Source organism: Bacteroides sp. D2 (assembly GCF_025147085.1).
Taxonomy (GTDB): Bacteria; Bacteroidota; Bacteroidia; order Bacteroidales; family Bacteroidaceae; genus Bacteroides.
This window is the reverse complement of the sequence record NZ_CP102261.1, coordinates 2,957,634-2,983,323: the sequence shown is the minus strand read 5'-3', so window position 1 is coordinate 2,983,323 and position 25,690 is coordinate 2,957,634. Positions and strand designations below refer to the sequence as shown.

Genomic DNA, 25,690 nt, shown 5'->3' with positions numbered 1-25,690 from the left:
TATTCTTTCTTAGTCTGCAAAAAAATGTATTTTATTTGTGTAATTCGTAAAAAAGGAAGTAAATCGTTCTTTTTATTGCATCTTTTAACAAATACAAGAGAAAGATTTGTCTCATTCAAAAATAATTTTTCATGAAACCGTACCGACCCAAAAACGAATCGCAAAGAAGCGGAGTTAAAAAAAGCTTTTTTGCCACTCGGACTTTGCAAAAAGTATAAATATTAGTTCTATATTTGCAGCCGTTAAAGGAGAAAGATGAAACAAAGCTTAAAATTCGGACTACTTTTAGTATTGGCTTTGCTCATCCATTGTGCAACTAACGGAGCAATGGAAGATATGTGCAAAGTTTCCTCCCCGACTTATCGGCAGGAGAAATGCTATGTGTCGCAAGATCGTCCGATACAAAATGCTTTAGAACGTCTTTACAACCTTTACGCTACCCAATCTTGTGATATGAGTCATACGGACGTCACACATGTCCCGGCAAATAAAAGCGTACTGTTGCCAGTTGCTTTTTCCGGAGAACATCACAATTCTCAAAGACCGTATCACTCTTCATCTTCTCATCCCCCAACGTGCTATTATGATCCTATCTCCTATTATATATATGGGTTAAGAAAGATAGTCATTTAGCCTACAGTACAGTAGACTCTTTTACTCGTCATTTATTACAGTTGGTTTTATTCTCCATAGGGCGAATAGACTAATTGTTTATTTCTATATAATATTCAATCTAAACAGCTATTGAATTATGAATTTTACATTTTTAGTTGTTGTTCTACTGACAGCGCTTGCTTTTGTCGGTGTAGTAGTAGCTCTTTCGCGTGCTATTTCTCCCCGTTCATACAATCTGCAAAAGTTTGAGGCTTATGAATGTGGTATACCGACACGTGGTAAATCATGGATGCAGTTTCGCGTAGGCTACTACCTGTTTGCCATCCTATTTCTTATGTTCGATGTCGAAACTGCTTTACTGTTCCCATGGGCAGTAGTTATGCACGACATGGGACCACAGGGACTTATTAGTGTTCTCTTCTTCTTTATCATTTTAGTTCTGGGTCTTGCTTATGCCTGGAGGAAAGGAGCTTTGGAATGGAAATAACCAAAAAGCCAAAAATAAAATCTATTCCGTATGATGAGTTTATCGACAATGAATCATTGGAAAAGTTGGTCAAGGAACTTAATGCAGGAGGAGCAAACGTTGCTCTCGGAGTTCTTGACGACTTTATCAACTGGGGACGCAGTAACTCACTGTGGCCGCTTACCTTTGCAACCAGTTGCTGCGGTATCGAATTTATGGCACTGGGTGCCGCGCGTTATGACATGGCCCGCTTTGGGTTTGAAGTAGCACGTGCCAGTCCGCGCCAGGCTGATATGATTATGGTATGCGGAACAATCACCAATAAAATGGCTCCGGTACTGAAACGACTCTATGACCAGATGCCCGATCCGAAGTATGTGGTTGCCGTAGGCGGATGCGCTGTCAGCGGAGGTCCTTTCAAAAAGTCCTATCATGTGGTAAACGGAGTGGACAAGATTCTTCCGGTAGATGTATATATTCCCGGATGCCCGCCACGTCCTGAAGCTTTCTATTATGGCATGATGCAATTGCAACGCAAAGTGAAAATAGAAAAGTTCTTTGGTGGAGTAAACAGAAAAGAGAAGAAACCGGATTATTTAAAAAATGAAGAATGATTCTACATTCTGTAATTTAAAGGATTTATGCAAGAAATACAATTTATAGCTCCTGCAGCGTTACACGACGAGATGCTGCGCTTGCGAAATGAAAAACAGATGGACTTTCTCGAAAGCCTCACCGGTATGGACTGGGGAGTAGCCGATGAGAAAGACGCTCCGGAAAAACTCCGCGGTTTAGGCGTAGTCTACCATCTGGAATCTACCATTACAGGCGAACGGATAGCACTAAAAACAGCGACAACCAACCGCGAGCTACCTGAAATTCCATCTGTCAGCGACATTTGGAAGATAGCCGACTTCTACGAACGTGAAGTTTTCGATTATTACGGTATCACTTTTATCGGTCATCCTGACATGCGCCGGCTTTATCTGCGTAACGATTGGATAGGTTATCCAATGCGCAAAGATAATGATCCGGAAAAGGATAACCCATTGTGTATGACCAATGAAGAGACGTTTGATACGACTCAAGAAATAGAACTGAACCCGGACGGAACCATCAAAAATAAAGAGATGAAGTTGTTCGGTGAAGAAGAATATGTAGTTAACATCGGTCCGCAACACCCTGCTACTCATGGTGTAATGCGCTTCCGTGTTTCTCTGGAAGGTGAAATCATTCGTAAGATTGATGCGAACTGCGGTTATATCCACCGGGGCATCGAGAAAATGAATGAAAGCCTTACCTACCCTCAAACATTAGCCTTGACAGATCGTCTTGACTATCTGGGTGCACACCAGAACCGTCATGCACTGTGTATGTGTATTGAAAAGGCTATGGGTATTGAGGTTAGCGAACGTGTGAAGTATATCCGTACTATTATGGATGAATTGCAACGTATCGACTCTCACTTGTTGTTCTACTCTGCACTGACGATGGACTTGGGAGCGTTGACGGCATTTTTCTATGGATTCCGTGACCGTGAGAAGATTCTCGACATCTTTGAAGAGACTTGTGGCGGACGTCTGATTATGAACTACAATACAATTGGCGGTGTACAGGCTGATCTTCATCCTAACTTCGTCAAACGAGTAAAAGAGTTCATTCCTTATATGAGAGGAATCATCCACGAATATCATGATATATTTACGGGCAACATCATCGCACAAAGCCGTATGAAAGGCGTCGGTGTGTTAAGCCGTGAAGATGCCATCTCTTTCGGTTGTACCGGAGGTACAGGCCGTGCTTCAGGATGGGCGTGTGACGTACGTAAACGAATGCCATACGGTGTGTACGACAAAGTAGATTTCAAAGAAATTGTTTATACGGAAGGTGACTGCTTTGCCCGTTACCTGGTGCGTATGGATGAAATCATGGAAAGTCTGAACATCATCGAACAATTAATAGACAATATTCCCGAAGGACCTTATCAGGAGAAGATGAAGCCTATTATCCGTGTTCCGGAAGGCAGTTATTATGCTGCAGTAGAAGGAAGTCGTGGTGAATTTGGTGTCTTCCTTGAAAGCCAGGGTGACAAAATGCCTTACCGCCTGCACTACCGTGCTACGGGATTACCGCTTGTTGCCGCAATCGACACCATCTGCCGGGGAGCAAAGATTGCCGATTTAATTGCTATTGGCGGAACAATAGATTATGTCGTTCCGGATATTGATAGATAAAATACTTAATTATTAAGAATATATGTTCGACTTTAGTATAGTAACAAACTGGATACATGAGCTACTACTCTCCATTATGCCGGAGGGATTAGCCATCTTTATAGAATGTGTAGCTGTCGGCGTGTGCCTCGTAGCACTATATGCCATCCTGGCTATCATATTGATCTACATGGAGCGTAAAGTTTGCGGTTTCTTCCAGTGTCGTCTTGGTCCGAACCGTGTTGGTAAATGGGGTTCTATTCAAGTGGTCTGCGACGTACTCAAAATGATGACCAAAGAAATCTTCATGCCGAAGGGTGCCGACCATTTCCTTTACAATCTCGCTCCATTCATGGTGATTATCGCCTCATTCCTGACTTTCGCTTGTATTCCTTTTAATAAAGGTGCAGCGATTCTCGACTTTAACGTGGGCGTGTTCTTCCTGTTGGCTGCTTCCAGCATTGGAGTTGTCGGCATCTTGCTGGCCGGTTGGGGTAGTAACAACAAATTCTCTTTGATCGGTGCCATGCGAAGCGGTGCACAGATTATCAGTTACGAACTTTCTGTTGGTATGAGTATCATGACTATGGTAGTACTGATGGGAACCATGCAATTTTCTGAAATCGTAGAAGGACAGGCTGACGGCTGGTTCATCTTCAAGGGACATATCCCTGCAGTCATTGCTTTTATCATTTACCTGATTGCCGGAAATGCAGAATGTAACCGTGGCCCGTTCGACCTTCCCGAAGCGGAAAGTGAGCTGACTGCCGGATACCACACAGAATACTCCGGTATGGGTTTCGGTTTCTTCTATCTGGCAGAATACCTGAATCTGTTTATCGTGGCCAGTGTTGCCGCCACTATCTTCCTGGGAGGATGGATGCCGTTACACATCGTCGGGCTGGATGGATTCAACGCTGTAATGGATTATATTCCGGGCTTTATCTGGTTCTTCGCTAAAGCATTCTTCGTGGTGTTCCTTCTGATGTGGATCAAATGGACGTTCCCACGTTTACGTATCGACCAGATTCTGAATCTGGAATGGAAATATCTGGTTCCAATTTCTATGGTAAACCTATTATTAATGGCATGCTGCGTAGCTTTCGGCTTCCACTTTTGATAAATGAAAATTATGGAATATAAAGATAAAAAATATACGTACTTAGGTGGTCTGGTGCACGGCATCAGCACACTGGCAACGGGTATGAAAACCAGCATCAAGGTATACTTCCGTAAGAAAGTGACCGAGCAATATCCCGAAAACCGGAAAGAGCTGAAAATGTTCGACCGTTTCCGTGGTACGCTGAATATGCCCCACAATGAGAATAATGAACATCGCTGTATAGCCTGTGGATTGTGCCAGACGGCTTGTCCGAACGATACAATCAAAGTGATCAGCGAAACCGTCGAAACAGAAGATGGCAAGAAAAAGAAAATCCTGGCAACCTATGAATATGACTTGGGTGCCTGTATGTTCTGCCAACTCTGTGTCAATGCTTGTCCGCATGATGCGATTACGTTCGACCAGAACTTCGAACATGCAGTATTCGACCGGACGAAACTCGTCCTGAAACTGAATCACGACGGTAGTAAAGTAATAGAAAAGAAAAAAGAAGTTTAGATATGGGATCAACACTTGAAACAGTAGTATTCTACTTTTTGGCAGCATTTATTATTGCTATGTCCATCATGACGGTGACTACCCAACGTATCGTACGCTCGGCTACCTACCTGCTCTTCGTGCTCTTCGGCACGGCCGGCATCTATTTTTTGCTGGGTTACACCTTCCTGGGCTCTGTTCAGATAATGGTTTATGCCGGTGGTATCGTCGTTCTTTATGTATTCTCCATCCTGTTGACCAGCGGAGAAGGTGATCGCGCCGAGAAAGTGAAACGAAGTAAGCTCCTGGCCGGGCTCATTACCATGATTGCCGGTTTAGCAATTATCCTGACCATCACATTGAAGCATAATTTCATGCAGACGGCTAATCTTGCCCCGCAGGAGATTGACATTCATGCTATCGGGAACGCTTTGCTTAGTAGCGACAAATACGGTTATATATTACCTTTCGAAGCTGTTAGTATCCTGTTGCTGGCTTGTATCATCGGTGGTATCATAATTGCACGTAAGAGATAGAAAATCAAGTATTAACTATTAAGTATTAAGTATATGATACACATGGAATATTATCTGGTAGTTTCTACCATCATGATGTTTGCAGGAATCTATGGATTCTTTACCCGCCGGAACACACTGGCTATCCTGATTTCTGTAGAGTTAATGCTGAATGCCACGGACATCAACTTTGCCGTGTTCAACCGTTTTCTCTTTCCAGAGGGAATGGAAGGCTATTTCTTTGCACTCTTTTCCATCGCCATCTCGGCTGCGGAAACTGCAGTAGCCATTGCCATCATGATTAACATTTATCGTAATCTCCGAAGCATCCAGGTGCGCAACTTGGACGAGCTGAAGTGGTGATTTGTTTCTCACCAAGAACAAATAATAATAAATCAAGTAATAAAAATAAAACTGTATGGAACTAACAATTCTAATACTCCTTCTTCCTTTCTTCTCCTTTCTCATACTGGGAATCGGAGGTAAATGGATGTCCCACCGGACAGCGGGCACAATTGGTACGCTGATACTGGGAGCAGTAGCGATACTATCCTACGTTACAGCTATCCAATACTTCTCGGCTCCACGACTGGAAGACGGAACATTCGCCACACTGATACCTTACAACTTCACGTGGCTTCCTTTTACAGAGACCTTACACTTTGATTTGGGCATCCTGCTCGATCCTATATCAGTAATGATGTTGATTGTTATCTCTACCGTGTCACTGATGGTACATATCTACTCTTTCAGTTACATGAAAGGTGAGGTAGGTTTTCAACGTTATTATGCTTTCTTATCCCTGTTTACGATGTCTATGCTGGGATTGGTCGTTGCGACCAACATCTTCCAGATGTACCTTTTTTGGGAATTGGTGGGTGTAAGCTCTTATCTGCTAATCGGTTTCTACTATACAAAACCTGCTGCGATTGCCGCTTCCAAGAAAGCGTTTATTGTCACTCGCTTTGCCGACTTGGGCTTCTTGATCGGTATCCTGATTTACGGATATTATGGTGGTACATTCGGATTTACCCCAGACACGGTATCCTTGATAAGCGGTGGAGCTTCTATGCTTCCATTAGCTCTCGGATTGATGTTTGTCGGTGGTGCCGGTAAAAGTGCCATGTTCCCGTTGCATATCTGGTTGCCGGATGCAATGGAAGGTCCTACTCCGGTCAGTGCATTGATTCATGCGGCTACAATGGTCGTTGCCGGTGTATATTTGGTGGCACGTATGTTCCCGCTTTTCATTGCCTATGCACCGAATACGCTTCACATGGTTGCCTGGGTAGGTGCATTCACCGCATTCTATGCAGCAAGTGTGGCTTGCGTACAATCAGATATTAAACGCGTACTGGCTTTCTCTACCATTTCACAGATTGGTTTCATGATGGTAGCTCTGGGTGTCTGTACTTCCATGGATCCTCACGAAGGAGGCTTAGGCTACATGGCTTCCATGTTCCACCTCTTCACACATGCTATGTTTAAGGCATTGCTCTTCCTCGGTGCAGGTAGTATCATTCATGCTGTACATTCTAACGAAATGTCCGCGATGGGAGGTTTACGCAAATATATGCCGATCACTCACTGGACATTCCTGATTGCTTGTCTTGCTATTGCCGGTATTCCTCCATTCTCGGGTTTCTTCTCGAAAGATGAAATTCTGGCTGCTTGCTTCCAATATAGCCCTGTAATGGGATGGGTAATGACAGTAATTGCTGCGATGACTGCTTTCTATATGTTCCGTTTGTACTACGGTATTTTCTGGGGGAGCGAGCCGCTCCGGGCAGGTTCCCATTCGGAACATAACACGCCGAAGGGAAACTTGGAAGCGGCACCTTGCCGCCCACATGAAAGTCCGCTGGCTATGACTTTCCCGTTAATGTTTCTGGCAGTAGTAACTTGTGGAGCCGGATTTATTCCTTTCGGACACTTCATCAGTTCGAATGGTGAATCTTATTCTATCCATCTCGATCCGTCGGTGGCTATTACGAGTGTTGTCATTGCAATTATTTCGATTGCAATCGCTACATGGATGTACAAGAATGCCAAACAACCAGTTGCCGATTCATTGGAAAAACAGTTCAAAGGTCTGCACAAGGCTGCTTATAACCGCTTCTATATTGACGATATATACCAGTTTATCACGCATAAGATTATCTTCCGCTGCATCTCTACTCCTATCGCATGGTTCGACCGTCATGTAGTGGATGGATTCTTTGATTTCCTGGCATGGGCAACCAACACCACAAGCGACGAGATCCGTGGTTTGCAGAGCGGTCAGGTACAACAATATGCGTACGTGTTCCTTTGCGGTGCACTGGCACTTATCCTACTATTAATTTTATAAAGCACAGAACGATATGAATTTCTTATCAATATTCGTACTTATCCCCTTATTGATGCTGGCCGGACTCTGGGCAGCACGAGGAATCAAAGCCATCCGGGGGGTTATGGTTACTGGCGCATCGGCACTTCTGATTGCCTCCGTCGTACTTACATTCCTGTATCTGGGAGAGCGTAGTGCCGGAAACACGGCAGAAATGCTTTTCCGTGCAGATACGCTTTGGTATGCCCCGCTTCACATATCCTATTCAGTAGGTGTTGACGGAATTTCGGTAGCCATGTTGTTATTGTCCGCTGTCATTGTGTTCACCGGTACATTTGCTTCCTGGCGTCTGCAACCGCTGACAAAAGAATATTTCCTCTGGTTCACCCTATTGTCTATGGGAGTATTCGGATTCTTTATATCCGTTGATTTATTCACCATGTTCATGTTCTACGAAATCGCATTGATACCGATGTACCTGTTGATTGGTGTATGGGGATCGGGACGTAAAGAATATGCAGCCATGAAGCTGACCCTCATGTTGATGGGTGGTTCTGCCTTCCTGCTGATCGGTATTCTCGGAATCTATTTCGGTTCGGGAGCAACGACCATGAATCTTCTTGAAATCGCACAGTTGCACAACATACCTTTTGCACAGCAATGCATCTGGTTCCCGCTGACTTTCCTTGGTTTCGGTGTATTAGGTGCCCTTTTCCCGTTCCACACATGGAGTCCTGACGGTCACGCTTCCGCCCCGACTGCCGTATCTATGCTCCATGCCGGAGTATTGATGAAACTGGGAGGTTACGGATGTTTCCGTATCGCCATGTATCTGATGCCGGAAGCTGCTAACGAACTTTCATGGATCTTCCTGATATTGACAGGTATCTCTGTAGTTTACGGTGCATTCTCCGCTTGCGTACAGACCGACTTGAAATATATCAATGCGTATTCATCCGTATCTCACTGCGGACTGGTTCTTTTCGCTATTCTGATGCTGAATCAGACAGCAGCAACAGGAGCTATCCTTCAGATGCTTTCACACGGATTGATGACAGCCTTGTTCTTTGCTCTTATCGGTATGATTTATGGACGTACACACACACGTGACGTTCGCGAGCTTGCCGGCTTAATGAAAATTATGCCGTTCCTTAGCGTATGTTATGTAATTGCCGGTCTTGCCAACCTCGGTCTGCCGGGATTAAGTGGTTTTATTGCTGAAATGACTATTTTCGTCGGCTCTTTCCAGAACAACGACCAATTTCACCGTGTACTGACTATCATCGCTTGTTCTTCGATTGTGATTACTGCAGTCTACATTCTGCGTCTGGTAGGTAAAATTCTATACGGAACCTGTACCAACAAGCATCATCTCGAACTGACTGATGCGACTTGGGACGAACGTGTAGCCGTTATCTGCCTCATCGTTTGTGTAGCCGGACTAGGTATGGCTCCTTTCTGGGTTAGCCACATGATTGGTGAAAGTGTACTCCCCGTAGTCTCACAACTGATTCCATAACCTTTAATTTTTAATCTTTAATTATTAATTTGTAAATATGGATTATTCACAATTTCTATATATGCGAGAAGAGCTGTCGCTCATAGCTGTCCTGGTGCTGCTATTTCTAGCTGACCTCTTCATGAGTCCGGATGCACACAAAAATGGTGGGAAAGCACGCCTGAACACAATGTTACCCGTTATTCTGATGGCTATCCATACAGCTATCAACTTAATTCCGGGGACTGCTGCCGATGCATTCGGCGGTATGTATCATTATGTACCGATGCACACAGTGGTTAAATCCATCCTGAACGTCGGCACACTGATTGTTTTCCTGATGGCACACGAATGGATGAAAAGAGAAGATACTTCATTCAAGCAAGGAGAATTCTATGTACTAACACTCTCTACCTTGTTTGGTATGTACCTCATGATTTCTGCCGGACACTTCCTGATGTTCTTCATCGGACTGGAAACTGCTTCTATCCCGATGGCAGCGCTGATTGCCTTTGACAAATACCGTCATAACTCTGCCGAAGCAGGAGCCAAATACATTCTGACAGCTCTTTTCTCCAGTGCATTACTGTTGTTCGGCCTGTCAATGATCTACGGTTCTGCCGGTACTCTTTATTTCGATGACCTTCCTGCCCATATTGACGGAAATCCGTTGCAGATCATGGCATTTGTATTCTTCTTTGCAGGAATGGCATTCAAATTATCATTGGTTCCGTTCCACTTATGGACAGCAGACGTTTACGAAGGTGCTCCGAGTGCAGTTACCGCTTATTTGAGCGTTATATCCAAAGGATCGGCTGCATTTGTTTTATTGGCTGTACTTATCAAAGTATTCGCTCCAATGATTAATGACTGGCAGGAAGTACTTTATTGGGTAACCATCGCTTCTATCACGATTGCCAATATATTTGCTGTCCGTCAGCAGAACCTGAAACGTTTGATGGCGTTCTCCAGTATTTCACAAGCGGGATACATTATGTTGGGCGTTATCGGAGGTACGGCACAAGGCATGACAGCTTTGGTATATTACGTATTAGTGTACGCTGCTGCCAACCTCGGAGTATTTGCCGTGATTACTATCGTGGCATTACGCAGTCAGAAATTCACGCTCGAAGATTACGCAGGACTTTATAAAACGAATCCCAAAATTGCTTTCCTGATGACTCTGTCTCTGTTCTCATTGGCAGGTATCCCTCCGTTTGCCGGATTCTTCTCGAAGTTCTTTATCTTCATGGCTGCTTTCGATGCAGGTTTCCACTTGCTGGTATTCATTGCATTGATAAATACAGTGATTTCATTATACTATTATTTGTTGATTGTAAAAGCAATGTATATCACTCCTTCCGATAGCCCGATTCCTACTTTCCGCAGCGACCGCTGCACGAAATGGGGACTAGCACTCTGCACACTGGGTATCATCGGACTGGGCATCGCAAGCATCGTATATCAGTCTATCGATAAATTGTCGTTCGGAATATAAACGAACTACCTCTATAACATAAGAAACGGTCTTGGTTTCATGTCAGCATCAATCGACATAAAAACCAAGACCGTTTCTTTTATATATTAAATTGCCCCTTTACTGGGCACAACTCATCTCTTCCGTCACAATTACTCCGGGAATAGTAAACCAGAACCGTGATCCTTTTCCTTTTTCAGAGTCAACGCCAATACGTCCACCCAGTTGTTCTACGATACTTTGACAGATAGAAAGTCCCAATCCTGTACCGTGCACAAAAGAATTAAGCTTTACAAAACGTTCAAAAATATGCGGTAACTGCTCTTTCTCAATACCGATTCCTGTATCTTTGACATAAAACTCCAACTCTCCTTCTTTTAGTTCATATCCGACATGAATACTCCCTTCGGAGGTAAACTTCATTGCATTATTAACAAAGTTAGAGATCACCTGATGTATGCGATTGCGATCACTAATGACATGACAGACCGGAAGAGGATTATCGAGCACCAGTTCCACGTCTTCTTTCGCTTTCATACGCATCGAGCGGACAATATCCTCACACAACAGATTTACATCTACATCTCCATTAGTAAATTCAAACGTACCAGCCTCAATCTTCGAGAGGTCGAGTATATCCGAAATAAGTTGCAGTAATAGATCATTATTCTCACGTACAATCTTAATATACTCCTGACGTTCTGCCACGTCTTCAGTTTCCACCAACAAATCGGAGAAACCAACAATAGCATTCAACGGCGTACGGATTTCATGACTCATGTTTGCAAGGAAAGCACTTTTCAAACGATCCATCATCTCCGCTTTATCGCGTGCCTGAATCAGTTCGGCTTCGGTCTCTTTCAGTTCTGTGATGTCATAATTGATACCAATGATTTCTATTTCGTTTTCTTCCGGTTTATAGTTAGTGACCATTACATTACTATTCACCCAATTCCATTCATTCTTTGTTCCGGGACGACGAATACGCACTTCTCCTTGAAAATGCCTCCTTTTTCCCTTCTTGACTTCGTCATAGAAATCAAAGAAACGTTTACGGTCTTCCGGATGCATTTTGCCATAAACTCCCACAACCTCGCTCAAAGGAATATCTTCTTCCTCACCCAAATTCTTATACCACTGTTTAATGGCATATCCTTTCCGGTTCAAAAGATTCAGTTTAGCATAACCTACCTTGGCATAGTCGGATATCATCAGGAAGAAATTCTCAAAATCACGGATACGATTCATTGCATCAATTCGTTCCGTATTGTCAATGCTTATTAAAATATATCCGCTGAAGTTGCCCTCATTATCATACAACTTACTAACCTTTGAATATAGTTCTATTACATTAGAACGGCTTGTTTTATAATATCCTCCTATTTGTTCAAAAGAATAATTAAGCCTGAAGTCCACCAAATCTTCATTTCGCACACGATCACGAATGCTCTGCGGAACATTCGGATTCTCAAAAAAATTAATCCCTATCACATCTGATTTATTCACTACACCGAATATCTCCAGATCTTTATTATTCAGATCCATCAAATAGCCGTCCTTATCGTAGATTTCTACCCCTGCCGGAATATTAGCAAAGATATTCTTAAAGAGCTTTTCGCTACGGTCCAATGCCCGGTTAGCCTGCACCGATCCCGTAGAATCAAGGAACAAACCGACTATTTCATCCTTTCCGGGAGAATAAATAACCCAATGCGTATATCGTTCCGTCCTAGCAAAATACTCATCTTTCTCCCTATAAGAGTTACTCCCCAAAATTTCTTTCAGGAAATCAACTTTTTGGAGATAATCAGAATGCTTTTCAGATGCCAATGAACCAATGTAGGATTCTAAAGGATGACCAAAGAAGGTTGAACTGACCTCATTCGCGTCCGTCACCCGATAATCACAAGGTTCATTATTCTCGTCACGGATAATGGACATACGTATATATCCCATCGGCATAAAATGAAACAGGTTATTCAGGAAAGTCTGTTCACGAGCTACCTTGTCTTTAGCCTTACGCAACTCAATACAAATGCTTATAATATTTCCCAATGAAGAGAACCATTGAAAATCCTCATTAGTCCAGTCATGGTAATTTTTCACCAAATCAATACCCATATATCCCCAAACATAGTCACCTGCCATCAAAGGAGTAACCATCAAAGATCGAATTCCTTGGACAGCAAGTATCTGATACTCATCGGCTGCTTCTTCAGGAAGCTGTTCCAAGGTATCCAGAACAATAGGTTTACCAGCTAATATCTGTTCACTCCACCATTTCGATTGACTGATAGGTATATTTTGAAGAGTCTCTTTCTCCGCTGATACTCCTTCAGAAACCACCTCATAAGTACAACTATGATGAGTATGACATTCATCATATTCAAAAATATAAACACGGCCTTCTCTATTATATAGATTTAGAATTTCCTTTAAAATATCTGCTATACAGGAATCAACCTCTTCATCACGGAGAAAACGAAGCAGCGACTGTGAAACAAAATTCTGACGACGAAGCAAGTCATTCACACGTCTCAATGCATCCCTTTGATCTTCTTCCATAGGAGCCTCAACACACTGGATTACTCCGAAGGACTTATCACCTCCATTAGCTCCTGTACCTTTCTCACGAAAAGCCAGACGGGTATGTAACCAGACCTCGCCATATTTTGAATGAATAGGGAAAGTTTGTTCGTAAAAGTCCTTATGGATAGAAGTATTTGCCTGGAATTCCCTGGCAATCTGTTTGCGGTAATCCTCACGTATCAGATTCAAAAAATCCGAAGCAGAGATAGTATTACCATCCAACCCCAAAAGATCACAAAGATAATCGGAACATAAATAATATCCTGCTGTTAAATCCGCTTCCCACCAGCCAATCTGTGCAAGAGAAGCCATCTTTTTGTATCGCTCGTTGTCTGTTTGCATATTTTGTATCATTGTAAGATAATAGGTTGACAAATATACGAAAAAGGCAATCATTCATACCATAAAGGAGCAAATAAAAAACCAAAAAAAAGATTACGAAAACAAACAAATCGAATATGGGAGAATCTGTTTGTTACAAATTCTCCCATACCTCCTATTAAAAAAAATAAACCTCGCTAATCTATATCTTAATTATAATGAGGAGAAATTATATCCGGTCCAAGTGAACAGGGATGCATCTGCACCTGTGTTAGTAGTTGGCTCGGTAAATGTATTCAATGTACCATTCAATTTGGTTCTATATTGCAGGGTATTCGTTATGCTGATAGTGGACGCCGCATTTCCGTCGTCTTTCCCGTCATTCATATCAATCAGATCAATTGTACCACCTGAACCTTTAACGAGAGCATTCGTAATAGTAGCTTTTGCCTTACGACGAATTTTTATCACATCCTGCATACGGTCTACATTGTCCGTTGTATTTGCAGCATTATTTACAATCGTCATGTTCTCAACCGTAAAGTCCGATTGACGCAGATGATCGGGATAGATACCGTCCAGGTTACCGTCTGCTTCAATACCGCGCGGATCTGCTTCTGTACTGGTATAACCGCTTTCCCAAACACCATAGCAGTTCTTCAATGTACCGGAATATCCTTGAGTAAAGTCGAACATATCATCATCCGGGTTTACAGCCAACAGGTTCGTTACATTCACTGTACCGCCAAAGAATTCGATGGCATCATCCGCACTTTCAAGAATATAGATATTCTCAATCCTGGTACCGTTTCCAACACCGTTCAGCGTCAATCCGTTGTGTTCGATATCTGCTGTAGAGCGGGCACCGGCATAGCAGATTTTCACATAAGTCAATGAACCGGAATTATCATTATCGACACTACCACCATATTTATAGTTATTGTCGATTTCCGTCAAGCCAGTATCACTCTTATTTGCATTCGAACCGGAGATCGGAGCTTTACCGTTGATAATGACTCCTCCCCAATAACCCGATGTAGGACTTGTTGAGTTGGCCGTGAAAACGATTGGCTTGGCAGCGGTACCGTCAGCATAAAGTTTACCACCCTGTGCTACCAGCAGATAACTGCTGAAACCTTCACGAGCTTTAATCGTTGTTCCGGCAGGGATATTCAGACGTCCTCCGTCTTCAATCACGACTGTTCCGTTCAGAATATATTCCTTAGCTTCCAACGTTTGCTCTCCGGTCAGCGTTCCGGACAGGATATTTTCACCCACAACGATAGAGCTACCTGTTCCGCCATTGTTTCCACCATTTCCGTTACCATCGCCGTCTCCGTCACTATCACTGCTACATGCAGTCAATGTAAGTGCTGTTGCCATAACGGCAAATGTCATAAAGTTCACAAACAATCTTTTCATTTTGCTTTCATTATTAGTTAATAATCTTATTTCATCACCCGGCTTAGAATGTACACGACACACCCAGGCTTATATTTATTCCTTTCTTATAATCATTCAGTATCACTTTCTCCCCGTTTTCGTTCGCTTTGCGACTTAACTTATACGAGGGATTCAGCAGATTACGAGCTTTCAGGTTGAGTGAGAGATGTTTATTGAGTTTAGCTTGAGACACAAAATCCAGTGTCAGGATTCCCTGCTCCATCATATCCTGATAACCTTGTGTACCAATGGTATATATCTTATCACTCACATAATTAAGTACCAATGTATTGACAAAGCTACGCTTACCCTTCGTGAAGTTATGTGAGAGATCGAAATTGACAATCCACGGTGCAGCTCCTTCCAGTTGCGAACCGGTAGTGACGGTTGCCAAAGGCATTTTTGCATTCGTATAGATATAAGAGCCGTTCAATCCTAAAGAGAGTTTATTTATTCCATTTGCGGCATTACCCACCGGACGGACAAACAGATTCTTACGTATTTCCACTTCTACTCCGGCTACGGTTGCTTTGTCTGCTATATTCTCATAAGAAAGATAACCTCCGGCACTTGCCACTTCTATGCGGGATATTGGATTCTTGATAAGTTTATAAAAAGCCGTAAGAGAAATCAATTCGGTCGGAGTGGGATTAAAGTCCCATTTCAGATCAAGGTTATAATTATCCGAAGGTTTCAGATTGGGGTTACCCTGGCTGTTGAAGTTCACACCGACATAACGGTAAGGAGATATTTCCTTTGCCTGCGGCAGCGTATACGTTTTGCTGGCTCCCAGACGAAGCGAATTTTTCTCATTCAGATTGTATTTGAGATTCAAGCTGGGCAGGAAATAATCTTTCTGAATGGTATTGTTTCCTTTAGAGCCTCCACGATTTACATTATAATCCACTTCAATATCCACCTTGTCATATTTCAATCCCAGATTCACAATCCAACGGGAAGTAAACTGGTAGGTAGCTTCGGCATAAGCGGAATGAATATTCTTTTTTACTGTATATTCATCTATATTCTTCTGTATCTTAAACCAGTCGGAAGAAAAGTTTTCCTGATTATAATAATCGTCAAGCGAGAAGCCATCCAAAGAAGGAATGGTAGAAACATGCCCTACCGTCAGGTTATACTCCGTAGCTTTGAAGTTATCATCAACGAATCTGCCTGCATATCCGAAACGGACATTTGATATCTCTTCCATATCATCTTTCAGACGATAGACCAAGCCTGCTTTTACATTCAGATCGTTTTCGTCTAAAGTTGAGAAATAGCGCTGTTGCGAGTTTCCTCTAAGCAATGTATATCCATTTTCGGCTTTGGTCAGGTTGTTGATACGACGGTCCGGTTCATAACCTTTCACCATGTTATAGGAAGCACCTGCATCCAGACTTAACGATTTGGTTAATCCCCAGTTAGTCATCAGCTGATTAACGATCAACATATTGTCATTCGCCTGTTGACGACGGGTGAATCCGAGGTTTTCATAGTCGTCACTAAAAATAGAGTTCTTACCATTGTAATCGCCCACTGATTGAGTATTAGCATGAATCATCATAAAATTATAACTGATATGATGACGGTTCTGCATATCGAAATCAACATTGGCAAGTGCCAGCTGACTGATATTCTCCGTATACTTCTTGCCATTCATATCTTTGTATATCGTACCGCTGGTAGTTGTATTACGTATGATTTCATCCGTATACTGATAGTCCGTCGTATGTCCGGCAGTCAGGAAGAAAGAAAGCGGATTTTTGTCTTCGCCGACATAGAATCGTTTGCCACCGGAAATGCTATAACTCCGGTTGATCTGGAGATGTTGACCGGAAGGGTCTAACTTATTTTTGAAGTTCCATGAGTTTTCATCCACAGGTTCGGTACGATTGGCAAAGCCTATAAAGTTCACTCCATCCTGTTTCAGAAAATCGGCCGCTACAGTCTGTGTGTTCAAGCCACCGGAAATGCCGAATCCCAGATGACCGCTACCTATCAGTTCTTTGGATACAATATCTATGGTTGCCCCTCCAACATCACTGCTGCCTCCTGCGTTGAATGCTTTATTTACGCCTACAGACTGGATTATATCCGTACCGAAAAAATCAAGAGAGATATTCTTATATTCCGGATCTTCGGAAGGAAGAGCGAATCCATTGAACGTAGTTGCATTGTAACGGTCTCCCAATCCACGGACAAAGACATTCTTCACCCCGTCTTGTTTAGATACTCCGGCAACTTTAGTCACGGCACCTTCTGCATCCGAAACACCCTTGCGGGAGAGTTCCCTGACGCCGACGGATTGCACGGCAATCACTGCTTTCTGCTGTTCGAGCAACAGCATATTCTCATTTTCCCGGTTCTTTTTGGCTACTACCACCACGTCGGAAAGTTCTTGTGCATCTGTTTCCAGTTCCAGATTCAAAATCACCAGCTTTCCATTTTCCACACGTACTTTACGGCGCACTTCTGTCTTGTAGCCTACATATTTGATCTCGACGTCATACATACCTTCCAAAACACCGGCAACATTCAACTCGAAATTACCATCCATATCGGTAACGGCTCCGGCTTGAGTGCCTATCAGCCGGATAGTAGCTCCGATCAGAGGTTCTTTGGAAAGTTTGTCTTTCACAGCTCCTTTCACCTTTATATTAGCAGCCAATGCGGAAAGTACACATACGATACTGAAGAAGACTGCAACAGAGAATCTTAATAGAAATGGCTTTTTCATCGAACTTTACTCTACGTTTAAATTACATCGGCAAAGGTAGAGCGTAAATGTTACGATGATAATACGAAGAAAATACAATCTATTGAAATAAGCATTGCAATCTCATTGCTTCTACATGGAATTTCCTTTCATTGCTATCTTTATTTCCTTTCCTGCTTATGACAGGCAATGCCAACCCGCTGGCACAACTGTGCCATCGCAATGGCACAACAGTGACAACGTAGTGGCACAACTGTGACAAGCCGCTGGCACAAGCCCTCGTCCAGAGCATCTTCAGAGGCTTCCTTTGCAGAAAAAACGGAGTCCGGAGGGGGACTAGCGTCAACCGGTCTCTATCCCCTCGCCAATCACTAAATTAATTTCTTTTTCTTCCGGTAGTTCTCACGAAACTCTTTGGGCGAACAACTCTTTTTCTTTTTAAAGATACGGTTGAAATTGGAAAGGTTATTGAAACCGCACTCATAACAAATCTCGGCAATAGACATGGTAGAATCTACCAGCAACCGGGAAGCAAAACCCAAACGAATATCAATGATATAATCAGATAAATTCTTTCCGGTACGCAGTTTGAAGAACCGGCTGAACGACACATCCGTCATTCCCACCATATCAGCCAATTGTCCCAGACGTATTTCCTCCTGATAATGTTCATTGATATATTCCTGCACTTTTTGCACACGGCGGCTGTCCGAATGAATATCTATCTTGGCAAAAGACGAACTGGACAATGTACGGGCTTCTTCTTCAAAGAGAGAAAGCTCATACAGTATCGTCATAAACTTGATGACTGCATAGAACCCCTGTTTCTCGGAAGCAAGTGTATCCAGCAACGGATAAATTTTCAGTATGGCAGACATGGGAAAACAAAGTCCTTTTTGTGCCTTATCCAACATCCGGCGGATAGAGTCGAATTGATTCTTATTGATAAAGCTCTTGAAGAAAAGATCGGAAGAAAACTGGATGGTAATCTCCCGTATCTCTTTAGAACGACAGTCGTTCTGTTCCCAGACGTGTTCCAGGTCTTTTCCCGTTATCAACACCAGATCATAGTCACCGATCACTTCGGAAGAATCTCCTACAATCCGCCTCACTCCGGCAGCCTTTTCGGTGAAGTTCAATTCAAATTCGGAGTGATTGTGAATAGGATAAGTGAATTCCGTTTTATAACGCTCCGCAATGTAAAAGCAATCCTTATCTGATAAAGGAGTGATTTCACGGATAATCTGGTTGGATAACGGTGTAGTCATAGCAATAGTAATTTATAAGCGTTTGATTAGTTTTCTATCTTTACCCCTATCCGATGGAGGTCTGCTCCTGACGGATTCTGGAAGACACGCAGATCGAATTCGGGAATAATGGCAAGCACATGATCGAAAACATCTGCCTGTATACCTTCGTAGGCAACCCATACTTTATTGGCAGAAAAGAAGTAAAGTTCCAACGGAATACCGGTTTCGGTAGGTTGGAGCTGGCGTACCATGCAGGTCAGATCCTGATTGACGGTAGGCAGGTTTTTCAGATAATTAGTCAGATAGGCGCGGAAAACTCCCAGGTTTGTTTGCCGGCGTCCATTCACTAATACGGAGTTGTCGATGTGATGCTCCTTATTATATTCTTCTACTACCTTTTCCGTTTCATCCACATAGTTCGTCAAAAGTTGTATCTTCCGGTATTTTGCCAACATTTCCGGTGTACAGAAGTGCACGCTGGTCATGTCTATATTAATGGAACGTTTCACACGGCGTCCGCCGGATTCCTGCATTCCCTGCCAGTTCTGGAAAGAGTCACTAATCAACAGGTAAGGGGGAATGGTAGTGATGGTGTTATCAAAGTTACGCACTTTTACGGTATTCAACGTTACCTCTATTACCGTACCGTCCGCACCGTATTTCGGCATCGTGATCCAATCACCCACTTTCAGCATATTGTTGGCGGAAAGCTGGATGCCGGAGACAAATCCCATGATACTGTCCTTGAATACTAACATCAAAACGGCAGCGGAAGCTCCCAGTCCGGTCAGCAATACCACCGGACTTTGCTTTATCAGGATACTGATAATAATAATGGCTCCTATAAAGAAGAGAACGACTTGTGCTGTCTGCAAAAGTCCCTTCAAAGGTTTGTCCTTATATTGTTCACGTGCGCTATATACGAGGTAAACGGCTGTGAACAGCGCACTGACAAAGCGAAGAAAGACTGCCAGGATATAAATCATGCAAAGTCTGCGAAGGAAGTCCAGCAAACCGGAGTCCGCATGTTCGGGAAATGCGATAGGAATAGATATATAAATCAAAATAGGTGCTACCAATCTGCTGATATTCAGCATCACTTTATCATTAAATACAATATCATCCCAAGTTGCTTTCGTCTGTTTCACCAATTTGGCTACAGTACGCAGAATAATCTTGCGACAAATCAGATTGGCTAGTAAAGCGATTCCAATTATGCACAATAAGATGATAAAGTTATCAATCTTATCCGCCCAGACTTCATCTACTCCCATCGAAAGCAAAGCATGGTTTACTTCTTGCATCATTACATTACCTGCTTCTTCCGGCTGTCCATTTGCCAATGCTACACTCACAGTGTCAACTACTTCCTTTACTTCTTTCATAAGCAATCTTCTCTCTCTTTTTTAGTTTTTCTTTTATTTATGATTTCTGTTTATTTTTTCCTTCTTCTAAATATTCACTGATATCCTGCCGCAGCCAATCGTAATGGAAGAGCCTTTTATAGGCTACATTCTTCTTGAGCATGATTTCCACATTTACCTGACTGTTCTGATAACAAGTCAGTTCGTTTCTGAATTGTTCATTGTGTTCGGCCAGTCGTTTGATTTCCTGTTCCCGTTCACGGCGTAATACGGTGCAGACCGGAATCAAGAGTTTCATTACCACATTATCCATCACATGGTGTCCCTGCATATACAAGTAGGTAGTTTCCGGCACCAAACCCAGTTCTTTAAATTCAGCCTGCAGTCCGTTTACTTGATTAATGTTATGAGGAAATTTCTTTTTCAACTCTGCCAACTTCTGGTTAACCCGTTGTTGGAGTGATTCCAGGCTCTTTTCCGGATACCGGAGATTAATCTCACGCAAAGAAGTATAGGTATGGAAATCGTACATCGGGAAGGTGTAAGTATCCCGTTGGCGATAGAACCAGACGTTCCAGAGAAAAAGTGGATATACAATTTCGGAGTACCGCTTCAGGTAGGAATTGAAATCCAGGATGGAACGGTCGTTCAATGTGGCCTGCACGCATACCTCGTGAAGGCTTTCGGCAAAACAATGATAATTTTCAATGGCGTAGGTATAAGTCTGAAAAATATATCTGTTCCGGTTGATTTTACGGGAGGTATTAGTAGCTCCCTGCAACAGGAAATCATAGTCGCTGTCTACACATGCAATCAGGCTTCTCCCCAATTCGGCTGTATTCAGCGTGTTCATGAGCACCATCTTTTTTCCTTTTGCCAGGGAGGTGGCCGAAGGAAGCATCACTTGGAAATAGTGTTCATCATCTTCAAATTCTTCAAGCAATGTGCGCCAGAAAGCAATGTCATCATAGCTTTCTACATAAGCGATGATACGTCGGCGGGCTTTCTTCGGATAAAGCTTATGGGCGGCATTGAAATAGGAAGAAGTCAGATTATCTCGTAGTGAAGTTGCCATTTGTTTGATTTATATTGGTAGATATATCGCTTACTTCTGTCACGGCATCCAGCCAACCTTCCATAATGACGGCAGGTGAATGAGTGGTCAGGATGATCTGCACATTCGGATTCAGTTCACGTATCATGGCAATCAGTTTTTGCTGCCATTCTATGTGAAGGGATGCTTCCGGCTCATCCATAAACAGTACGCAGTGGCTGTTGTCCTGCACAAGTACGGTCAGCAGAATAACCAGCATTTGCTTTTCGCCGGACGATAGTTTATAGGGAAACAATAGTTCGCCATCCTGATAGAAAGCAATATCATTCCGCTTCCGGTCTATCTTTTTACGTGTATAGCTGAATAGTTCATCAATCATATCCTGAAAGCGGCGCTTAGCTACAGACAATGTGGTTGCCTTGCGACGTTCCTCTTCATTGTCGCTGGAAAGCATTTCGATCATCTTATTGCCTATGTTCACCTGATAATCAAGATAGCGGCGTTGCAGCAGGTAGAGTTGCCAATCCAGTTCAGACTTTACATTCTTGTCTGCCATACGGGCTGTGAAGTCTCCCATAATCAAGGGACGGTCGTAGCTCCGGATCACATCATAGGGGATATAGGTTGCCTGGGGATTGTCGAAGAAAAGCCGCACTCCGTTTTTCTCGTCACTTTTCATTTCACCGGAAAGTTCCTCGAGATATCCCACCGAACGGTTCAGAATGGTAGTCTTCCCCACTCCGTTAATGCCGGAGAGGATATTCACATCGGGACGCAAATCCCATCCTATATTAAAGCGTTCCCATAGTCCGTGTATTTCGATACGACGGATATAATTGGCCTGTTGTTCCATAATATTCAAGTTTAATCAAGGCAAATATAAACAAATCATACGATAAAAAGCTACCTTTGCAACCGTTTTCTCTACTTGTTTGTTAATGATATCAGAAATAATGTAAAATAAATAGCATCAACATGGACAAAAGTAAGAATCTGCATGGTCATCTGTTTGCACTTACAGCAAACGTCATGTGGGGATTGATGTCTCCCATCGGTAAGTCGGCTCTTCAAGAGTTTTCCGCTATTTCAGTTACCACGTTCCGTATGGTGGGAGCAGCAGCAGCTTTCTGGCTGCTCTCTATATTTTGCAAACAGGAACATGTGGATCATCGTGATATGCTGAAGATTTTCTTCGCTTCATTGTTTGCGTTAGTATTCAACCAAGGAGTATTTATCTTCGGGCTTTCTATGACCTCACCTATTGATGCTTCTATCGTGACCACCACTCTACCGATTGTGACCATGGTTGTAGCAGCTATCTATTTAAAAGAGCCGGTGACAAATAAGAAAGTACTGGGAATTTTTGTAGGGGCTATGGGAGCACTCATTCTCATTGTGAGCAGTCAGGCGGGAAATAACGGAAACGGAAGCCTGATTGGTGACTTACTTTGTCTCGTTGCACAAATCAGCTTCTCTATATACCTGACTGTATTCAAAGGATTGTCTCAACGATATTCGGCAGTAACAATTAATAAGTGGATGTTTATATACGCTTCAATATGTTATATACCGTTTTCATATTACGATATTTCTACTATTCAATGGGCTTCAATTTCCACAGTTGCCATTCTACAGGTACTTTATGTTGTATTAGGAGGCAGTTTCCTCGCTTATCTCTGTATCATGACTGCACAGAAACTTCTCCGTCCGACAGTAGTCAGTATGTACAACTATATGCAACCGATTGTGGCTACAATTGCAGCAATTACTATGGGAATCGGAAGTTTCGGCTGGGAGAAAGGAATCGCTATCGCGCTCGTATTCCTGGGAGTGTATATCGTAACACAGAGTAAATCAAGGGCTGATCTTGAAAAAGCGGAAAAACTTCATTCATAGTATAAAAGGGTAGAAGACACCTAGTCTTTCTACCCTTTTATACAAAATGTATTCTTTAATAGATTAGAATCTCATTATAATTAAAGCTATTTCAAATCCTCAAAATAAGTATCGAGCAGACTTCTTGCAGCTATAAACGAAGTCAGGTTACCTTTCAATACCTGCTGTTCTTTTTCTAAGAGCATTGCTTCAATCTTCGGATTATGATAAAAGCTGTCACGAAGTTGTTCATTAATGCTTTCATACATCCAGTATTTACTTTGTTCGTTGCGGCGATATTCAAAATAGCCGTTTCCTTTCACGAAGTCAATGTATTCGTAAATCATGTCCCAGACCTCCTTCACTCCCAGGTTATAAAAGCCGGAGTAAGTTAATACTTTGGGAGTCCACCCGGATTCAGGCGCAGGAAACAGATGCAATGCATTACGGAATTGAGTGGCTGCCAACTTGGCACGTTCCAAATTATCTCCATCAGCCTTATTGATAACGATACCGTCCGCCATTTCCATAATACCACGCTTAATCCCTTGCAATTCATCTCCCGTACCGGACAACTGAATCAACAGGAAGAAATCGACCATCGAGTGAACAGCCGTTTCACTCTGTCCCACTCCTACGGTCTCCACAAAAATCTTATCGAATCCGGCAGCTTCACAAAGAATAATCGTCTCACGTGTTTTACGTGCCACTCCTCCCAATGAACCGGCTGACGGACTAGGGCGGATGAACGATTTAGGATGTACGGAAAGCTGTTCCATACGCGTTTTATCTCCCAGGATACTGCCTTTACTGCGTTCACTACTGGGGTCGATAGCCAATACTGCCAGTTTGCCCCCTTTTTCGAGTACATGCAGACCGAATACATCTATCGACGTACTCTTTCCCGCACCGGGAACACCACTGATACCAATCCGAACCGAATTGCCGGAAAATGGCAGACATTTCTCGATGATTTCCTGCGAGACAGCCTGATGTTCAGGCTTTACGCTTTCCACCAATGTCACAGCCTGACTCAATATAGTGACATCACCCTTTACGATACCTTCTACAAACTCTGCTACTGAAAGTTGGCGTTTCTTAGGTTTCCGCTTTAAGTAGGGATTCACAGATGAGGGTTGCTCAATGCCTTTATTGACAACAAGTCCCTTATATTCTTCACTATTTTCAGGATGTTCCATAACAATAGGATTTAGCGTTTGATATTGATTTCAACTTTCGGGCGTAACGGATCATTCGTTATCATCAAGATACGTAAATGATGTTTCTTATTACCTACGTCACGCTTACGAATGGTCACTTTAAGTTTCGTCATTCCATCCGGGGGAAGGACAGTCTTCTTCAAGCTCACTCCTACCGATGAATTGAATACCTGCAACTTACTGATAACTAACGGAGTTTTTCCGGAATTGGCAATCAATATATCATGGCTTACCTTATTCTTCTTTATTAACGGGATACTAAGATCAATATTCGTTTCCGAAATATGCATAGCAGGAGCGTTCAGAGAATCTTTTTCTGTCATACGTGAGAAGTCGGGAAGAAGAATAGCCGAAACCGGAATTTCATTGTCTTCGCTCACCTTATCACCGGAAAAACGGGAAAGATAAACGGATGTTTGTGTCAATCCATAATCTTTCAACTGGCTTGCATCCAGTGTCAGTTTAACAGTTCCTTTCTTACCTTTCAACAGCACTTTAGGTTCCGCTTCCATTTTCAGATAAGGAGGCAGGTGCATCAACACCGGTTCGTAAGGACGATCGGAAAGATTGGCGATGCTAAAAGTCAATGAAGGTTGTTGTCCGCGATAGACATCAGGAAAAGCAAACTCATCACGATCTAAACGAATATTTCCAATGACATGAGGAAGCAGCTTGGTATAATCTTTAATTTCTTGTACTACTTCGCCGGTAAACTTCAAATAAACCAGACTCGGACTGGCATTGCTATAGATGCCTACCGACTTCTCAAAATGCCCTAATGCCTTTGCATCAAAAGTAGCCTTTACTGTTCCTTTTCCTCCGGGAGCAATCGGTTCTTTCGTCCAGTCGGCCACGGCACAGGCACAAGAGGTCGTGACGTTGGTCAGCACCAACGGTTGGTTTCCCGTGTTAGTGATGGTATATTCCACAGTCACCGGACGTTTCCATTCTATTTGTCCGAAGTTATGTGTCTCTTTATTTGAAGAGATACGCGGTTGGGCAACGGCTGCCAAAGCGACAGTAAGCAAAGTTAATATAGATAGTAAACTACGTTTCATGCGATATTTTTTATTTTGGTGCACAAATGTAGGGGTTTTAGATGAGTTTTTCACCACAGATTACACAGATTAACACAGATTGGGAAA

At 42.8% G+C, this 25,690-nt stretch carries 21 protein-coding genes; 12 read left to right on the top strand and 9 right to left on the bottom strand.

Translation table 11 applies throughout. From position 1 onward, the window contains the following. Positions 1-255: 255 nt before the first annotated feature. The 11 genes from NQ505_RS10440 to NQ505_RS10390 all read left to right on the top strand — a co-directional run bounded on the left by NQ505_RS10440 (position 256) and on the right by NQ505_RS10390 (position 10,734). Entirely contained in the window at positions 256-633 is a 378-nt protein-coding gene (locus NQ505_RS10440; protein WP_009000381.1) for a hypothetical protein, read from the top strand. Between the two features lie 118 nt (positions 634-751). Continuing rightward, on the top strand, positions 752-1,102 hold the full coding sequence (locus NQ505_RS10435) for an NADH-quinone oxidoreductase subunit A (protein WP_004301466.1): 351 nt from the start codon (positions 752-754) through the stop codon (positions 1,100-1,102). Continuing rightward, on the top strand, positions 1,093-1,695 hold the full coding sequence (locus tag NQ505_RS10430) for an NADH-quinone oxidoreductase subunit B (RefSeq protein ID WP_004301465.1): 603 nt from the start codon (positions 1,093-1,095) through the stop codon (positions 1,693-1,695). Before NQ505_RS10435 ends, NQ505_RS10430 begins: the two co-directional genes overlap by 10 nt. 27 nt (positions 1,696-1,722) lie before the next feature. Then, positions 1,723-3,315: an NADH-quinone oxidoreductase subunit D gene (locus tag NQ505_RS10425; RefSeq protein WP_009000380.1), complete on the top strand. Its 1,593-nt coding sequence runs from the start codon at positions 1,723-1,725 to the stop codon at positions 3,313-3,315. Positions 3,316-3,337: 22 nt separating this feature from the next. Next, positions 3,338-4,414 carry an NADH-quinone oxidoreductase subunit NuoH gene (gene nuoH / locus NQ505_RS10420; RefSeq protein WP_004301463.1) on the top strand — a complete coding sequence of 359 codons (1,077 nt, stop codon included), beginning with the start codon at positions 3,338-3,340 and terminating at the stop codon, positions 4,412-4,414. Positions 4,415-4,426: 12 nt separating this feature from the next. After that, positions 4,427-4,915 carry a 4Fe-4S binding protein gene (locus NQ505_RS10415; RefSeq protein ID WP_009000379.1) on the top strand — a complete coding sequence of 163 codons (489 nt, stop codon included), beginning with the start codon at positions 4,427-4,429 and terminating at the stop codon, positions 4,913-4,915. 2 nt (positions 4,916-4,917) lie between these two features. Further along, complete coding sequence (locus NQ505_RS10410; RefSeq protein ID WP_009000378.1) at positions 4,918-5,430, top strand: NADH-quinone oxidoreductase subunit J; 513 nt, start codon at positions 4,918-4,920, stop codon at positions 5,428-5,430. 33 nt (positions 5,431-5,463) lie between these two features. Continuing rightward, the gene (nuoK, locus tag NQ505_RS10405; RefSeq protein ID WP_004301460.1) at positions 5,464-5,772 is read left to right on the top strand and encodes an NADH-quinone oxidoreductase subunit NuoK; all 309 of its coding nucleotides are present in this window, start codon (positions 5,464-5,466) and stop codon (positions 5,770-5,772) included. Positions 5,773-5,827: 55 nt separating this feature from the next. Then, a complete protein-coding gene (gene nuoL, locus NQ505_RS10400; protein WP_009000377.1) occupies positions 5,828-7,759 on the top strand; it encodes an NADH-quinone oxidoreductase subunit L in 1,932 nt (643 codons plus the stop codon). Positions 7,760-7,772: 13 nt separating this feature from the next. Then, positions 7,773-9,257: a NuoM family protein gene (locus tag NQ505_RS10395; protein WP_009000376.1), complete on the top strand. Its 1,485-nt coding sequence runs from the start codon at positions 7,773-7,775 to the stop codon at positions 9,255-9,257. A gap of 37 nt (positions 9,258-9,294) precedes the next feature. Further along, on the top strand, positions 9,295-10,734 hold the full coding sequence (locus NQ505_RS10390) for an NADH-quinone oxidoreductase subunit N (RefSeq protein ID WP_009000375.1): 1,440 nt from the start codon (positions 9,295-9,297) through the stop codon (positions 10,732-10,734). Between the two features lie 99 nt (positions 10,735-10,833). Here NQ505_RS10390 and NQ505_RS10385 read toward each other — a convergent pair whose 3' ends face one another. The 7 genes from NQ505_RS10385 to NQ505_RS10355 form a co-directional block, all read right to left on the bottom strand. Continuing rightward, the gene (locus NQ505_RS10385; RefSeq protein ID WP_032853796.1) at positions 10,834-13,644 is read right to left on the bottom strand and encodes an ATP-binding protein; all 2,811 of its coding nucleotides are present in this window, start codon (positions 13,642-13,644) and stop codon (positions 10,834-10,836) included. A gap of 192 nt (positions 13,645-13,836) precedes the next feature. After that, complete coding sequence (locus NQ505_RS10380) at positions 13,837-15,045, bottom strand: hypothetical protein (protein WP_009000373.1); 1,209 nt, start codon at positions 15,043-15,045, stop codon at positions 13,837-13,839. Positions 15,046-15,088: 43 nt separating this feature from the next. Beyond that, complete coding sequence (locus NQ505_RS10375) at positions 15,089-17,803, bottom strand: TonB-dependent receptor (RefSeq protein ID WP_009000372.1); 2,715 nt, start codon at positions 17,801-17,803, stop codon at positions 15,089-15,091. Between the two features lie 350 nt (positions 17,804-18,153). Then, positions 18,154-19,050 carry an AraC family transcriptional regulator gene (locus NQ505_RS10370; protein ID WP_009000371.1) on the bottom strand — a complete coding sequence of 299 codons (897 nt, stop codon included), beginning with the start codon at positions 19,048-19,050 and terminating at the stop codon, positions 18,154-18,156. Between the two features lie 26 nt (positions 19,051-19,076). Continuing rightward, positions 19,077-20,417 carry a mechanosensitive ion channel family protein gene (locus tag NQ505_RS10365; protein ID WP_085938580.1) on the bottom strand — a complete coding sequence of 447 codons (1,341 nt, stop codon included), beginning with the start codon at positions 20,415-20,417 and terminating at the stop codon, positions 19,077-19,079. A 37-nt stretch (positions 20,418-20,454) separates the two neighbouring features. Then, positions 20,455-21,471 (bottom strand): DUF4435 domain-containing protein, encoded by a 1,017-nt coding sequence (locus NQ505_RS10360; RefSeq protein ID WP_009000369.1) that lies wholly within the window; start codon positions 21,469-21,471, stop codon positions 20,455-20,457. After that, on the bottom strand, positions 21,449-22,303 hold the full coding sequence (locus NQ505_RS10355) for an AAA family ATPase (RefSeq protein ID WP_009000368.1): 855 nt from the start codon (positions 22,301-22,303) through the stop codon (positions 21,449-21,451). Before NQ505_RS10355 ends, NQ505_RS10360 begins: the two co-directional genes overlap by 23 nt. Before the next feature lie 122 nt (positions 22,304-22,425). Between NQ505_RS10355 and NQ505_RS10350 the strand changes: the two genes are divergently transcribed. Beyond that, complete coding sequence (locus NQ505_RS10350; protein ID WP_009000367.1) at positions 22,426-23,346, top strand: DMT family transporter; 921 nt, start codon at positions 22,426-22,428, stop codon at positions 23,344-23,346. Between the two features lie 86 nt (positions 23,347-23,432). Here the strand turns inward: NQ505_RS10350 and meaB are convergent, their stop codons facing one another. Next, complete coding sequence (meaB, locus tag NQ505_RS10345; RefSeq protein WP_009000366.1) at positions 23,433-24,524, bottom strand: methylmalonyl Co-A mutase-associated GTPase MeaB; 1,092 nt, start codon at positions 24,522-24,524, stop codon at positions 23,433-23,435. Positions 24,525-24,535: 11 nt separating this feature from the next. Then, positions 24,536-25,603: a DUF1573 domain-containing protein gene (locus tag NQ505_RS10340; RefSeq protein ID WP_032853795.1), complete on the bottom strand. Its 1,068-nt coding sequence runs from the start codon at positions 25,601-25,603 to the stop codon at positions 24,536-24,538. Positions 25,604-25,690 lie beyond the last annotated feature (87 nt).

What these genes read in the sequence shown, in the direction of transcription:
- NQ505_RS10380 (WP_009000373.1), bottom strand. Translation starts at nt 15,045, where the DNA reads ATGAAAAGATTGTTTGTGAACTTTATGACATTTGCCGTTATGGCAACA.
- NQ505_RS10390 (WP_009000375.1), top strand. Translation starts at nt 9,295, where the DNA reads ATGGATTATTCACAATTTCTATATATGCGAGAAGAGCTGTCGCTCATA.
- nuoL (WP_009000377.1), top strand. Translation starts at nt 5,828, where the DNA reads ATGGAACTAACAATTCTAATACTCCTTCTTCCTTTCTTCTCCTTTCTC.
- NQ505_RS10415 (WP_009000379.1), top strand. Translation starts at nt 4,427, where the DNA reads ATGGAATATAAAGATAAAAAATATACGTACTTAGGTGGTCTGGTGCAC.
- NQ505_RS10435 (WP_004301466.1), top strand. Translation starts at nt 752, where the DNA reads ATGAATTTTACATTTTTAGTTGTTGTTCTACTGACAGCGCTTGCTTTT.
- NQ505_RS10375 (WP_009000372.1), bottom strand. Translation starts at nt 17,803, where the DNA reads ATGAAAAAGCCATTTCTATTAAGATTCTCTGTTGCAGTCTTCTTCAGT.
- NQ505_RS10360 (WP_009000369.1), bottom strand. Translation starts at nt 21,471, where the DNA reads ATGGCAACTTCACTACGAGATAATCTGACTTCTTCCTATTTCAATGCC.
- NQ505_RS10410 (WP_009000378.1), top strand. Translation starts at nt 4,918, where the DNA reads ATGGGATCAACACTTGAAACAGTAGTATTCTACTTTTTGGCAGCATTT.
- NQ505_RS10370 (WP_009000371.1), bottom strand. Translation starts at nt 19,050, where the DNA reads ATGACTACACCGTTATCCAACCAGATTATCCGTGAAATCACTCCTTTA.
- nuoK (WP_004301460.1), top strand. Translation starts at nt 5,464, where the DNA reads ATGATACACATGGAATATTATCTGGTAGTTTCTACCATCATGATGTTT.
- NQ505_RS10365 (WP_085938580.1), bottom strand. Translation starts at nt 20,417, where the DNA reads ATGAAAGAAGTAAAGGAAGTAGTTGACACTGTGAGTGTAGCATTGGCA.
- NQ505_RS10425 (WP_009000380.1), top strand. Translation starts at nt 1,723, where the DNA reads ATGCAAGAAATACAATTTATAGCTCCTGCAGCGTTACACGACGAGATG.
- NQ505_RS10355 (WP_009000368.1), bottom strand. Translation starts at nt 22,303, where the DNA reads ATGGAACAACAGGCCAATTATATCCGTCGTATCGAAATACACGGACTA.
- nuoH (WP_004301463.1), top strand. Translation starts at nt 3,338, where the DNA reads ATGTTCGACTTTAGTATAGTAACAAACTGGATACATGAGCTACTACTC.
- NQ505_RS10340 (WP_032853795.1), bottom strand. Translation starts at nt 25,603, where the DNA reads ATGAAACGTAGTTTACTATCTATATTAACTTTGCTTACTGTCGCTTTG.
- NQ505_RS10350 (WP_009000367.1), top strand. Translation starts at nt 22,426, where the DNA reads ATGGACAAAAGTAAGAATCTGCATGGTCATCTGTTTGCACTTACAGCA.
- NQ505_RS10395 (WP_009000376.1), top strand. Translation starts at nt 7,773, where the DNA reads ATGAATTTCTTATCAATATTCGTACTTATCCCCTTATTGATGCTGGCC.
- NQ505_RS10430 (WP_004301465.1), top strand. Translation starts at nt 1,093, where the DNA reads ATGGAAATAACCAAAAAGCCAAAAATAAAATCTATTCCGTATGATGAG.
- NQ505_RS10440 (WP_009000381.1), top strand. Translation starts at nt 256, where the DNA reads ATGAAACAAAGCTTAAAATTCGGACTACTTTTAGTATTGGCTTTGCTC.
- meaB (WP_009000366.1), bottom strand. Translation starts at nt 24,524, where the DNA reads ATGGAACATCCTGAAAATAGTGAAGAATATAAGGGACTTGTTGTCAAT.
- NQ505_RS10385 (WP_032853796.1), bottom strand. Translation starts at nt 13,644, where the DNA reads ATGCAAACAGACAACGAGCGATACAAAAAGATGGCTTCTCTTGCACAG.